This window comes from Morganella psychrotolerans (assembly GCF_001676055.1).
GTDB classification, from domain to species: domain Bacteria; phylum Pseudomonadota; class Gammaproteobacteria; order Enterobacterales; family Enterobacteriaceae; genus Morganella; species Morganella psychrotolerans_B.
Map to the genome: position 1 here is coordinate 54315 of NZ_LZEX01000011.1, position 12988 is coordinate 67302.

General features: G+C 37.2%; 15 protein-coding genes. 14 read left to right on the forward strand and 1 reads right to left on the reverse strand.

The genetic code is table 11. The annotated features are described in order from the left end of the window. Nucleotides 1-160: 160 nt before the first annotated feature. Nucleotides 161-670: a Spy/CpxP family protein refolding chaperone gene (locus AYY17_RS08440; protein ID WP_067422941.1), complete on the reverse strand. Its 510-nt coding sequence runs from the start codon at nt 668-670 to the stop codon at nt 161-163. A 154-nt stretch (nt 671-824) separates the two neighbouring features. Here AYY17_RS08440 and cpxR point away from each other — a divergent pair, with 154 nt between their 5' ends. From cpxR to AYY17_RS08495, 14 genes are all read left to right on the forward strand, one after another. Further along, entirely contained in the window at nt 825-1526 is a 702-nt protein-coding gene (gene cpxR, locus AYY17_RS08445) for an envelope stress response regulator transcription factor CpxR (protein ID WP_067422943.1), read from the forward strand. Next, entirely contained in the window at nt 1523-2893 is a 1371-nt protein-coding gene (cpxA, locus tag AYY17_RS08450) for an envelope stress sensor histidine kinase CpxA (protein WP_067422948.1), read from the forward strand. The genes cpxR and cpxA overlap by 4 nt, the downstream gene beginning before the upstream one ends. A 631-nt stretch (nt 2894-3524) precedes the next feature. Next, nucleotides 3525-4202 carry a polysaccharide biosynthesis protein gene (locus tag AYY17_RS22210; protein WP_235845329.1) on the forward strand — a complete coding sequence of 226 codons (678 nt, stop codon included), beginning with the start codon at nt 3525-3527 and terminating at the stop codon, nt 4200-4202. Further along, complete coding sequence (locus tag AYY17_RS22215) at nt 4159-4716, forward strand: Rossmann-fold NAD(P)-binding domain-containing protein (RefSeq protein WP_235845330.1); 558 nt, start codon at nt 4159-4161, stop codon at nt 4714-4716. Before AYY17_RS22210 ends, AYY17_RS22215 begins: the two co-directional genes overlap by 44 nt. Before the next feature lie 10 nt (nt 4717-4726). Beyond that, complete coding sequence (locus tag AYY17_RS08460; protein WP_067422950.1) at nt 4727-5866, forward strand: LegC family aminotransferase; 1140 nt, start codon at nt 4727-4729, stop codon at nt 5864-5866. A 12-nt stretch (nt 5867-5878) separates the two neighbouring features. Then, the gene (neuC, locus tag AYY17_RS08465) at nt 5879-7060 is read left to right on the forward strand and encodes a UDP-N-acetylglucosamine 2-epimerase (RefSeq protein WP_067422952.1); all 1182 of its coding nucleotides are present in this window, start codon (nt 5879-5881) and stop codon (nt 7058-7060) included. A 7-nt stretch (nt 7061-7067) separates the two neighbouring features. Next, entirely contained in the window at nt 7068-8141 is a 1074-nt protein-coding gene (gene neuB, locus AYY17_RS08470) for an N-acetylneuraminate synthase (RefSeq protein WP_067422954.1), read from the forward strand. Further along, entirely contained in the window at nt 8134-8433 is a 300-nt protein-coding gene (locus AYY17_RS21845; RefSeq protein ID WP_202906392.1) for a PglD-related sugar-binding protein, read from the forward strand. The genes neuB and AYY17_RS21845 overlap by 8 nt, the downstream gene beginning before the upstream one ends. Then, nucleotides 8393-8788: an LbetaH domain-containing protein gene (locus AYY17_RS21850; protein WP_202906393.1), complete on the forward strand. Its 396-nt coding sequence runs from the start codon at nt 8393-8395 to the stop codon at nt 8786-8788. Before AYY17_RS21845 ends, AYY17_RS21850 begins: the two co-directional genes overlap by 41 nt. Next, nucleotides 8781-9053 (forward strand): CBS domain-containing protein, encoded by a 273-nt coding sequence (locus tag AYY17_RS22220; RefSeq protein ID WP_235845331.1) that lies wholly within the window; start codon nt 8781-8783, stop codon nt 9051-9053. The genes AYY17_RS21850 and AYY17_RS22220 overlap by 8 nt, the downstream gene beginning before the upstream one ends. Further along, entirely contained in the window at nt 9040-9639 is a 600-nt protein-coding gene (locus AYY17_RS22225; RefSeq protein WP_235845332.1) for a sugar phosphate nucleotidyltransferase, read from the forward strand. The genes AYY17_RS22220 and AYY17_RS22225 overlap by 14 nt, the downstream gene beginning before the upstream one ends. 247 nt (nt 9640-9886) lie before the next feature. After that, complete coding sequence (locus AYY17_RS21855; RefSeq protein WP_202906394.1) at nt 9887-10147, forward strand: cytidylyltransferase domain-containing protein; 261 nt, start codon at nt 9887-9889, stop codon at nt 10145-10147. Nucleotides 10148-10557: 410 nt separating this feature from the next. Beyond that, entirely contained in the window at nt 10558-11841 is a 1284-nt protein-coding gene (locus AYY17_RS08490; protein ID WP_067422956.1) for a lipopolysaccharide biosynthesis protein, read from the forward strand. A 176-nt stretch (nt 11842-12017) separates the two neighbouring features. Further along, entirely contained in the window at nt 12018-12773 is a 756-nt protein-coding gene (locus AYY17_RS08495) for a hypothetical protein (RefSeq protein WP_156656669.1), read from the forward strand. The last annotated feature ends 215 nt before the right edge of the window (nt 12774-12988 follow it).

The following is a 12988-nucleotide window of genomic DNA, read 5'->3' on the forward strand; positions in this document are numbered from 1 at the left end:
TTGATTTTATTGGATTTATTCAGACAAAAAAAAAAGCCCCTCATCGAGGGGCGCAAAAGACAGGGATGGTGTCTATGGCAAGGAAAAACTTCTTGGGTGCTACTTAACTGCTCTACGACTCACTACACTTCACTACTCTGACAAATTCATTCCGACAAATTCATTGCGCGGTATTCTGCGCTGATGTAACGGCAGGGGGTACTGATTGAGCATGAATACCTTCCGGCTCAAATGTCGCATCAAGCTGCAATTTCTGCTCCGGGTTGAGTAACTGGTACATCTGATGATGAACCCGAATCATCTCAACCTGATAATCCAACCGCTTACGCATCTCTTTTTCCAGTTGTGACCTGACTGCTGCCTCATCAAACTGTGTGGCTTTCACCAGTTCATAAAGCGCGATATCATCTTCAGCAAGATTACGAACGTTGTGTAACTGGTCGCGGTAATTTTCCATCAAATCCCGCAACTGCATCCGTTGTTCTTCCGTTAACCGGATGCCGGTCAACATAGAGGTATAACCATCTCCCCCTGATGTCGTTATACCTTTATACTGACTGTGACACTGGGCGGCGTTTTCCCGGCTATCACTTTCTGTATTCTGCGCAAAAACCGGCGCAGTATGCATCACAAAGATTGACGCTAAAGTGATTGTTGCTATCTTACCCATATCGACTCCTTAAACTTCTGAGCCTGTGTCACCTGACTCGTTGGAATTAACTATACGCACCCGGCTGCAAACATGCGTCAGAGCATGTAAAAGAACGTAAAGTCATGGAATAGAAACGTTTGTTGTCGTATTTTGCTCGTGGAGGACGTAAATAATGAATAAGATACTGCTTGTTGATGATGACCGCGAATTAACGTCGCTGTTAAAAGAGTTACTCGATATGGAAGGGTTCAACGTTGTCATTGCACATGACGGCGAGCAGGCTCTGACCCTTATTGATGATTCCATAGATCTGTTATTGCTCGATATTATGATGCCGCGTAAAAACGGTATCGAAACCCTGAAAGAGTTACGCCAGAATTTCCAGACACCGGTGATTATGCTGACGGCACGCGGCAGTGATTTAGACCGCGTTCTGGGGTTGGAACTGGGCGCAGATGACTATCTGCCGAAACCGTTTAACGACCGGGAGCTGGTCGCCCGTATCCGCGCAATCCTGCGCCGCTCCAACTGGAGTGAACAGCAACAAAATGATACCGGCAGCAACTCATCTGTTGTGATGGTTGATAAACTGCAACTCAACCCGGGACGCCAGGAAGCGAGCTTTGCTGATGAAGTACTCGACCTGACCGGTACCGAGTTCACTCTGCTTTATCTGTTGGCACAGCATCTGGGACAGGTTGTCAGCCGTGAACACCTCAGCCAGGAAGTGCTGGGCAAACGCCTGACTCCGTTTGACCGCGCCATTGATATGCACATCTCAAACCTGCGCCGTAAACTACCGGAGCGCACCGACGGGCTGCCGTGGTTTAAAACCTTACGCGGACGCGGCTATCTGATGGTATCCGCAACATGATAAGCAGCCTGACTGCGCGGATTTTCGCGATTTTCTGGTTCACCCTCGCTCTGGTGTTATTACTGGTGCTGATGGTGCCAAAACTCGATTCCCGGCAACTCATGCCTCTTCAGGAGGCAGAGTACCGCCAGGGAATGATGCTGCAACAGCATATTGAATCCGATCTCGCTCAGGATCCTGCGAATGACCTGCTCTGGTGGCGGCGGCTGACCCGCGCACTGGTGAAATGGACCCCGCCGGACAAACGCCTGATTATTGTCACCACAGAGGGGCGCATCATCGGGCCTATCCGTAATGACTCCCAGGTTATCCGCAACTTTATGGGACAGTCAGACAACACTGACAACCCGAAAAAGAAACGTTACGGGCGCATTGAGCTTCTCGGGCCATTTGAAGTCCGTGACGGCGAAGACCGCTATCAGCTCTACCTTATCCGCCCTGCAAACACCGCACAGTCTGATTTTATCAATTTCCTGATTGATCGCCCGTTCCTGTTACTCGCCGCCACCATGCTTATCAGCTCGCCATTACTGCTCTGGCTCGCCTGGAGCCTGGCAAAACCGGCACGTAAACTGAAAAACGCCGCAGATGATGTTGCCAAAGGCAATCTGCGCCAGCATCCGGAACTGGAATCCGGCCCGCAGGAATTTCTTGCTGCCGGCAACAGCTTTAACCAGATGATAAGTGCGCTGGAACGCATGGTGAATGCACAGCAACGGCTGATATCCGATATTTCCCATGAGCTGCGCACCCCGCTCACCCGCCTGCAACTCGCGACCGCATTACTGCGCCGCCGGCACGGTGAGAACAAAGAGCTTCAGCGCATTGAAACCGAAACACAGCGCCTGGACGGCATGATAAACGATTTGCTGGTGCTCTCCCGCAGTCAGCACAAAAACGAGCTGCTGCGCCAGAACATTAAAGCCAATGAGTTATGGGATGATATTCTCGATAATGCGAAGTTTGAGGCAGAACAACGCCATAAAACGCTGGAGATAACCTCACCGCCGGGGCCATGGACCATTTACTGTAATCCTTCCGCACTCGGCAGCGCTTTTGAAAATATCGTCCGCAATGCACTGCGTTACTCCAATCAGCGCATTCAGGTCGCATTCAGTGCGGATACTCAGGGAATAACCATTGTGGTGGATGACGATGGTCCGGGCGTCAGCCCGGAAGATCGCGAACATATCTTCCGTCCATTCTACCGCACCGACGAAGCCCGCGACCGCGAATCCGGCGGAACCGGACTGGGACTGGCGATAGTCAGCACCGCCATCAGCCAGCACAACGGCAAAGTAATAGCCAATGACAGCCCGCTCGGCGGTCTGCGGCTGGAGATCTGGCTGCCACTGCATCCACGCTGAGAGCAATCAGAAAAGGTTGAATAAAAAACAGCATCACCGGAACAGCGGTTCCGGTGATGCTTTCCTGAGTAACAATATCCTGTAAATATTCAATAAAAACGTTTCCACTATGAATGCTCATGTACCGATTAGAAAAAGCAATAATCCATAGTCTTAAATAAAAATAACGTTTTTTCATCTCCTATCACAAAAAAAGCAATATTAATGAAAAATATTATTACTTTAAACCGGATAACGTGCGTTTAATGAAAGAAGAACGAGTGCTATCATGCTTGACCTGAACGCCTAATAAGACTAGCCTTTGCGGCAAATATAAATGTTGCTGATGATTCAATCCACACCATTTATGAGAATTATCTGTAAATCAGTGCGTTACAGAACAACACATCACTTACTGACGAAATTATTCAATGATATCAGTAAGATAAACTCGCAATAGCGCACTCTGGGAGCCGTAACCCAGTGCGGTAGCTATGGTTCAATATTGTTGCCCCCTCGATCTCGTACCATTAGATTTTATAGTGTAATCTATATTAAAGTTATACCAAAATGTAAATTAAAAAGCATAAATAACAACATAAGCTATATATTACAAATATGAAATCACACACAAAATAAATCAGGATAAATAATGTCAGATATTCTTTCACTTATTGGCCGCAGCCGAGAACTGTTTACCCAAGATATATTCGCACATGAAGAAAAACTATCAGAAATAGTATCTCAAGCTCGTTTTCTTGTATTGGGTGGTGCCGGCTCTATTGGTCAGGCTGTAGTAAAAGAAATATTCAAACGTAAACCACAAAAATTACATGTTATTGATATTAGTGAAAATAACATGGTTGAATTGGTTCGCGATATACGAAGTTCATATGGTTATATTAATGGTGATTTTCAAACCTTCACCCTTGACATTGGTTCTATTGAATATGATGCATTTATTGAATCAGACGGACAATATGATTATGTCCTGAATTTATCCGCACTAAAACATGTTCGTAGTGAAAAAGATCCATTTACATTAATGCGTATGATTGATGTAAATATCTTTAATACCGATAAAACAATTCAGCAATCAATTGACCATAGTGTTAAGAAATATTTTTGTGTATCGACTGATAAAGCAGCGAATCCGGTTAATATGATGGGAGCATCCAAACGTATTATGGAAATGTTTTTGATGCGCAGAAGTGAAGAAATGACTATTTCTACTGCCCGTTTTGCAAATGTTGCATTTTCCAATGGATCTCTGCCTCAAAGCTTTGGTGAGCGCCTACAAAAAAAAACAACCAATTGTTGCACCAAATGATATTCGTCGTTATTTCGTTACACCACAAGAATCTGGTGAATTATGTCTGATGTCATGTATTTTTGGAGAAAACAGAGATATATTTTTCCCAAAGCTGAACGAAGCATTGCATTTAATAACTTTTGTGGAGATTGCAGTCAGATTCCTTAAATTACAAGGATATACTCCTTATTTTTGTAAAACAGAAGATGAAGCTCGCGACCTGGCAAACACACTACCTGAACAAGGTATGTGGCCATGTTTATTTACACCAAGTGATACTACTGGTGAAAAAGATTTTGAAGAATTTTTCACAGATAGCGAAAAATTGGATATGTCCCGTTTTGAAAATTTAGGTGTTATAAAAAATGAACCTTTATATAACTCAGATCTTTTAAATCTTTTTGAAGAAAAAATAAATAAAATGAAGACTGATCGAAAATGGAATAAAGAACAAATTGTTGAATTGTTTTACATGATGATTCCAAACTTTGGTCATAAAGAAACCGGTAAATATCTTGATAGCAAAATGTAAGGAGTTTTAAATGAAACCTCAGTTATTGGTAGAATTTATCCGAGATATTTATCAGAGTAATGACTTTATTCCATTACATGTACCAACATTCAATGGTAATGAAAAGAAATATGTCACTGATACGATTGATAGCACCTTTGTTTCAAGTGTCGGTAAATTTGTTGATGATTTTGAAAGAAAAATAGAAAAATTCACAAGCACCCCGCGGGCTGTTGCTGCGGTAAATGGTACTGCTGCTCTACATGCTGCTATGTATATGGCAGGGGTAAGACATGGTGACCTCGTAATTACTCAAGCCCTGACATTCGTAGCAACATGTAATGCCTTATATCACATGGGTGCCGAACCAGTTTTTGTTGATATTTCACCTGTCAGTCTTGGATTATCGCCTGAAGCAACGGAAGAATATCTACAGGAATATGCGGTACTAACAGATCAGGGATGTTTTCATAAATTAACAAAACAACGTATAAAAGCTATTGTACCAATGCATACTTTTGGACACCCCGCAGAATTAGATGAGTTAATTTCAATATGTCAAAAATGGCAACTTGTGTTAGTTGAAGATGCTGCAGAAAGTTTAGGCTCATTCTATAAAAATAAACATACAGGGACTATTGGTAAATTTGGTGCACTTAGTTTTAACGGAAATAAAATTATAACAACTGGTGGCGGTGGCATGATTTTATGCTCGGATGAACAATCAGGTCAGCATACAAAACATGTAACTACTACCGCTAAAGTTCCACATCCATATGAATTTTATCATGATGAAGCAGGCTTTAATTATCGCATGCCAAATATTAATGCCGCATTAGGGTGCGCACAGATAGAAGTATTAGATATTTTTTTAGAGCAGAAACGAAAATTAGCAGAAAAATATCAAATATTTTTTTCTAGTACGGATTGTAAGTTTGTTAAAGAACCAGACTATGCTCAATCTAACTATTGGTTAAATGCTATAATTTGTAATGATACTAAACAACGTGACGAATTTTTAAAACAAAGTAATGCTGCCGGTGTTATGACCAGACCGGTTTGGCAATTAATGCATCGCTTACCTATGTTTAAAAATTCTCTCCGTGGAGATTTGAGTTACTCTGAGTTCATCGAAGCACATTTGATTAATTTACCAAGTACTCCAATCTAAAGTCAGAACAAAATGAACCTGATAAAAGTTAAGAAAGTTGCTGTATTTACCGGAACACGAGCAGAATACGGATTACTATATTGGCTCTTAAAAGATATACAAAATGATCCTGAGTTATCACTTCAACTGATCGTTTCAGGAATGCACTTTGCACCAGAATTTGGTGAAACATACAAGCAAATAGAAAAAGATGGATTTCATATTGATGAAAAAATAGAGATATTACTTTCCTCAAATTCTTCCGTAGGTACTGCAAAGAGTATCGGGCTTGGTGTATTAGGGTTCGCTGATTCTTTCTCTCGCCTGCAACCAGATGTTCTGGTTATTTTAGGCGATCGCTTTGAAGCCTTAGCGGCAGCTCAGACTGCAATGATACTAAAAATTCCGATTCTGCATCTACATGGTGGTGAAATTACTGAAGGTGCCTACGATGATGCAATCAGGCACGCAATAACTAAATTAAGCTATTTGCACGGAACTTCAACTGATGAACACCGTCAGCGTGTTATTCAGTTAGGAGAATCTCCCTCAAGAGTAAAGAATATCGGGGCTATGGGGCTGGAACATCTGAGACGCACACCATTAATGAGCATTTCAGAACTTGGTGAGTCACTCAAGTTTAATCTCCGGCAGCCTTATTTTCTGGTAACCTACCATCCAGTGACATTAGGTAAAGAACCGCCAGAGCTAAGCTTTCAAATATTAACTGAAGCCCTTGATGCTTATCCTGAATACCAAGTAATATTGACCTATCCTAACGCAGATGATGGTGGACGGCTAATTATCCCCATGATCGAAAAATATACCGCAGCGCACCCATCCCGAGTTATTGCCATTCCCTCACTCGGACAAGTGCGTTATCTGAGTGCAGTAAAATATTCAGTTGCCGTAATTGGAAATTCTTCCAGTGGAATTATTGAAGTTCCTTCATTTGATATTCCAACCATAAATATTGGAGTACGACAAAAAGGTCGTTTGGCCGCAAAAAGTGTTTTACATACCCCCATCGAGTTAAGTTCAATTAAAAATGCTATAGATAGTGCTATCGATCGCAGTTACATGACGAAAAATGAAAAAATAATAAACCCATATGGACAGGGAAATAGCAGCTCTCAAGCAATTAATATGATCAAATCAATAGATAGTACTTCATATAAATCTTTCTTTGACTTAATCTTTGAAACAATAGACTGAGAATAAAATGACCCTAGTTATTGCAGAAGTCGGTGTAAATCATAATGGTAATGAAGAGATAGCTATGGAGCTGATTAATGCTGCACATCGAGCTGGTGCAGACATTGTTAAATTTCAAACATTTAAAGCCAAAAATTTAGTAACTGAAAACGCGAAACAGGCTGATTATCAAATAGCGAATACACAGAAAAAAGAATCTCAGTTTGCTATGCTTAGCCGATTGGAACTTTCTCATGAAAGCCACCATCGATTAATAAAACACTGTGAAACTCTCGGTATTGAGTTTTTATCCACTGCATTTGATTCTGAAAGTTTGGATTTTTTAGTTAATGACCTGAAATTAAAGCGTTTGAAATTACCTTCCGGTGAACTGACAAATGCACCACTAATATTACAACATGCTCGTAGTGGAAAAGATCTCATAGTCTCCACCGGTATGGCAACACTGGCAGAAATAGAGATGGCTCTGGGCGTTATTGCATTTGGTTATACATCACCTCAATATATACAGCCTTCTCTGGCAGCGTTTCAGCAAGCATATGCCTCTGAAGAAGGTAGGGCTGCGCTCAGCAAAAAAGTTACAATTTTACATTGTACAACTGAATATCCGGCTCCAATGGACGAAATTAATCTCAGAGCAATGGATACCCTTGGTGCAGCCTTCAATTTACCAGTAGGCTACTCTGACCATAGTGAAGGAATTACAATCCCGATCGCAGCCGTTGCCCGTGGCGCTATTTTGATTGAGAAACATTTTACCCTTGATAAAAAAATGGAGGGTCCGGATCATAAAGCATCAATAAATCCATCCGAATTAATATCAATGATTAATGCTATTCGCCAAGTTGAGATTGCTCTCGGTAGTCCTGTAAAAACACCAACAATTTCTGAAATAAAGAATAAATTGGTAGCACGAAAAAGCTTAGTTGCTGCAACTGCGATAAAATCAGGTGATCAATTTACTGATATAAATATAGCTATTAAGAGGCCCGGTAACGGAATATCCCCTTATCGATATTGGGATATAATAAGCCGTTTCGCTGATCGTGATTATTTACCCGGAGATATTCTCTTTGAATAACAAACCATTAATAATAATTGGTGGTGGAGGTCATGCCAGTGTACTGATTGATATACTTCTGTCTCAAAAGAGAAAAATACTTGCTGTTATCTGCCCAGATAATATTTATGACCGACGCATTTTTTCTGGTATACCACATTACACTAATGATGAAGATATTCAATATTTCCCTACTGAAGAGGTGATGCTAGTAAATGGAATTGGTATGACACCATATTCATCTGCTAGAAAAAAAATTAGCCCAAGACTATTTGTCAAAAAATTATCAATTCGAAACTATTATCTCAAATAATGCAATTGTCTCTGACTATGCAGAAATTCAGCAAGGTGTACAAATATTTTCCGGAGCCATTATACAACCAGGTACAGTAATAGGTGAGCACTCTATTATTAATACAGGTGCAATTATAGATCATGATTGCCATATAGGTAGATATAATCACATCGCCCCACATGCAACATTATGCGGGAATGTCAATTCAGAAGATGATGTATATATTGGAGCTAGCTCTTGCATTTTGCAGAATATTATACTTTCGTATGGCAGTATTATTTCTGCAGGAGCAACCATTATAAAAGACACTCAGGCATTAACAGTGACGATTAATAAAACAAACCAGATAAGTAAGTTGGTTAAAAATGACTGAACATTGGAAGAAAGCTATCTTGTTCCAAGATGCAACTATAAAAAAAGCACTAGAAACACTCAACACAAGTTCAATGCGTGTTGTACTGGTTATTGACAATAATAATTTACTTAAAGGTGTCATCACTGATGGAGATATAAGAAGAGCTATTTTAAATGGTATTAGTCTAGATTCTTGCGTTGATAGCATAATGAATACAACCCCTATAACTGCACAATTCAATACAGAAAAAAAAACACTTAGTGCTATTAATGAAAAAACATAGTTTACTTTGTATTCCAATCTTAGAAAATAAAAAACTAATTGGTTTAGAAACTATTCATGATGCATTAACTAATAATTCAACATATGAAAATCCCGTATTTATTATGGCGGGTGGTTTTGGTACAAGATTACGACCATTAACAGATAAATGTCCTAAACCAATGTTGAAAATTGGAAGTAAACCAATTTTAGAAACAGTAATAAACAGTTTTATAAATGCTGGATTTATAAATTTCTATATATCCACACATTATATGCCTGAAATAATAAATAATTATTTTGGCAATGGTTCATCAATGGGTATTAATATAACCTATATTCATGAAGAAACCCCTTTAGGGACTGGCGGTGCATTAGGTTTGCTGCCAGAGAACCTACAAAACGATCTCCCTCTAATTCTCATCAATGGGGATATATTAACAAATATAAATTATCAAAATCTTCTTGAATTCCATCTAAGCCATGATGCTGATGCCACAATGTGCGTGCGAGAATATGACTATCAGATACCGTATGGTGTAGTACATGGTGATGGAAATAAAATTGTCAGTATGGTTGAAAAACCAGTTCAGCATTTTTTTCGTTAATGCTGGAATTTATGTTATATCACCACATATTATTCAATCAGTTCCTAAAAACTATCATATTGATATGCCAACACTTCTCGAACAGCATATTCAAAAAAACGATAATATTTTAATGTTCCCTATTCATGAATATTGGTTAGATATTGGTCGTATGGATGATTTTAACCAAGCCCAAAGGGATATACTCAATCTAGGCTTAGAATTATGATTAATAATTTGAAAACTATAGCTATAATACCAGCTAGAGGTGGTAGTAAAAGGCTTCCTCAAAAAAAACATTCTACCTTTGGCAGGTAAGCCATTAATACATTGGACGATTGAAGCAGCACAGCAAAGTAAATATGTTGATGATATATTTATCAGTACCGATGATGAAAATATAGCTGAGATAGCCAGTAAGTTAAACATACGTATTCCTGAACTCCGACCATCAAAACTAGCTACCGATAAAACATCTACTGATGATGTATTAAATTATACTATAAAAAAAATTTGCAGAAAATTTTGATATTATTTTATTATTACAACCTACCTCACCTTTAAGAACCGCTCATCACATTGATGATGCATTAGAAATGTTTACACAAAGGAATGCCTACTCTGTTGTTTCTGTTACTCCATGTGAACATTCGCCGTTATGGGCAAATTCCCTACCCTCGAATTTATCAATGGGCCATTTTATAAAAGAGGATTCATTAAAACGTTCTCAAGAGCTTGAAGTTCATTATAGAATAAATGGTGCAATATATATTTTTAATAAAAACCAATTTATTCAAGATGGGAAAATTTGCTATACTGATAAATCATTTGCCTACATAATGTCATCTCATTCATCCGTTGATATTGATAATAAATTCGATTTTCAGTTTGCAAATTTTATTATGTGTAATAACATACCTGAATACTGATTATTATTTTATGGCTCACTTATTAAAAACATCATTTTTCAAACAATCGAGCATATATTTATCGTCAAACATTTTAAATGCTCTCATACCATTTATTCTACTTCCATTTTTTAGTCAATATTTAAACACCGAAGCATATGGAAAAATTGCCATATTTCAATTAATAATAACTGGGCTTGGTGCGATTGTTGGATTAAATACTGTTGGTGCAGCAAGTCGTTATTATTTCGAAAAAGTTTCTCTTCGTAGGAAGATACTATATAACAACTCAGGGTTCTCTATATTAATATATAGCACTATATTTACACTTATATTTTCACTCATATTCAACCACAGCCTCACCTATTTTTTCAATATCCCAACACACTGGTTAATTTTAGCCATACTAAATTCTTTTGGTTTATATATAATTCAATTCCGACTCACTTACTTTCAGATAAAAAACAAGGCCTTAAAATACTCAATATACCAAATAGGAAATAGCCTAGTAAATTTTATATTAACAATCATTCTTATTCTGGAATTTAATTTAGGTGAGAATGGTAGAGTCTACTCTATATTAGCATCAACTTTTTTATTTTCAATATTAAGTCTCATTTCATTATCCCGTGAGAGTTTAATTTCTTTCTTATATAAGAAACACAAGTATATAAAAAACAATTTATCTTTTGGTTTACCTCTTCTTCCTCATGTATTTGGTGTCTTTTTACTAAGTTCAATAGACCGTTTTTATATTAGTAAGTATTTCGGTTTATCTACCGCGGGCATTTACATGATGGCCTTTCAGGTAAGCATGGGGTTATTATTAATATTTGATGCTATGAATAAAGCATTTACTCCTTTTTTATTTAAGACATTGTCTTCAATTACTGAAAAAGACAAAGCTAAAATAATAAAAATATCATATATTTTATTTATGTTTTGTATAGTTGTCGGTCTTATTTCATATCTAATAAGTCCAACATTATTAATATTCTTCATCGGTGAAAAATACATTCAATCCGCACAAGTAGTTAATTTACTGTGTATTGGACAAACCTTTCAGGGTCTATACCTAGTAATTACCAATTATATTTTCTATGCTAAAAAAACACTATACTTATCATTTGTAACTATTTTCTCTGGTTTTCTCAATGTTGTACTTTTAATAATACTTGTGCCTCAATATGAGTTAACAGGTGCTAGTGTTTCTTTTTGTATATCCATGGCTGTACGTTTTATTCTTACATGGTTTGTATCATACAAAGTATACCCAATGCCTTGGTTTTCATTTCTCGAAAAGAAGAATCAATAATGATATTTGATCATATTATATTGTGTGAATCCCCACTTCAAATTAAAAACAGTATAAGTTACATAGAAAGAAGTGATAGTCTACTGAAAATATTATTTTTGATACGACTAAATGATAATGATAAAAATAATAAAATAATGTCTGACATACTTATTAATAATAACAAGAAGTATTCCATGAGATTTATAAAAATAAATAATAAACTATCACTCTTGTGGCTAAAAATATTATCACTCTATCTTACACTAAGACATAAGAACATTATAATAGGTGATTTTAGAAGTAAATGGATGTTTCATCGGGGGTTATTCTCTATTTATAAAAATAAAAATATTATTTTCATTGATGATGGTTTAGCTACAATAAACGTCAAAAGAAAATTAGAAAAAATAAACACAAACAACAATATAATATTATTTACAACATTTAATATTAGTAGTAATCGTATAAATATAATCAATCACAAACCATTACCAAATTCTCGCTTAAAAAAAAGCAATACCATTTTATTTATTGGCTCACCTTTAGTAGATAAAAATATTATGAGTTATAATAATTACATAGCAGTTCTGGAAAATGTACTTTATAACAATACATATAACAAAACATCTTCAGAGATTATTTACTGCAAGCACAGAGCTGAAGTCGCTTTAACTGACCTTGATTTAATAAAATTAGGTTTCACATCCGTATATACTCCAAAAATAGATTTAGAATCTTCACTAGAGGATGGTGAGATTTCTTGCTCCAGTGTTATTGGGTTGTATTCAACAGCACTTGTAACAATTTCCAATGTATTTCCAGAGTTAGATGTTATCGCATTATACCCAGGGAAGGATTTCTTCGATCGAAAATATCTAGGTATAATCAATGATGTCTATAAGTATTTTTATTTTAACTCCACTATAAAAATTAATCGAGTTAACTTATGATGGAATTTTATTTTTTAAATATCACATTTTTTATACTAACATTATATATTCTTTTAAAAAAAGAATAATAAGCTGCCAACATTTTTTATTCTATTGGGGAATAATCATTATTTATCTGGCACCTCTCATTATATTTTTTGGGGTGGGGAATCATACAACATTTTGATGTTAATTCATCTGAATCATTCTATTTCTTGGGGGCAATTTATACATTA

What these genes read in the sequence shown, in the direction of transcription:
- AYY17_RS08440 (WP_067422941.1), bottom strand. Translation starts at nt 670, where the DNA reads ATGGGTAAGATAGCAACAATCACTTTAGCGTCAATCTTTGTGATGCAT.
- cpxR (WP_067422943.1), top strand. Translation starts at nt 825, where the DNA reads ATGAATAAGATACTGCTTGTTGATGATGACCGCGAATTAACGTCGCTG.
- cpxA (WP_067422948.1), top strand. Translation starts at nt 1,523, where the DNA reads ATGATAAGCAGCCTGACTGCGCGGATTTTCGCGATTTTCTGGTTCACC.
- AYY17_RS22210 (WP_235845329.1), top strand. Translation starts at nt 3,525, where the DNA reads ATGTCAGATATTCTTTCACTTATTGGCCGCAGCCGAGAACTGTTTACC.
- AYY17_RS08460 (WP_067422950.1), top strand. Translation starts at nt 4,727, where the DNA reads ATGAAACCTCAGTTATTGGTAGAATTTATCCGAGATATTTATCAGAGT.
- neuC (WP_067422952.1), top strand. Translation starts at nt 5,879, where the DNA reads ATGAACCTGATAAAAGTTAAGAAAGTTGCTGTATTTACCGGAACACGA.
- neuB (WP_067422954.1), top strand. Translation starts at nt 7,068, where the DNA reads ATGACCCTAGTTATTGCAGAAGTCGGTGTAAATCATAATGGTAATGAA.
- AYY17_RS22220 (WP_235845331.1), top strand. Translation starts at nt 8,781, where the DNA reads ATGACTGAACATTGGAAGAAAGCTATCTTGTTCCAAGATGCAACTATA.
- AYY17_RS22225 (WP_235845332.1), top strand. Translation starts at nt 9,040, where the DNA reads ATGAAAAAACATAGTTTACTTTGTATTCCAATCTTAGAAAATAAAAAA.
- AYY17_RS08490 (WP_067422956.1), top strand. Translation starts at nt 10,558, where the DNA reads ATGGCTCACTTATTAAAAACATCATTTTTCAAACAATCGAGCATATAT.
- AYY17_RS08495 (WP_156656669.1), top strand. Translation starts at nt 12,018, where the DNA reads ATGAGATTTATAAAAATAAATAATAAACTATCACTCTTGTGGCTAAAA.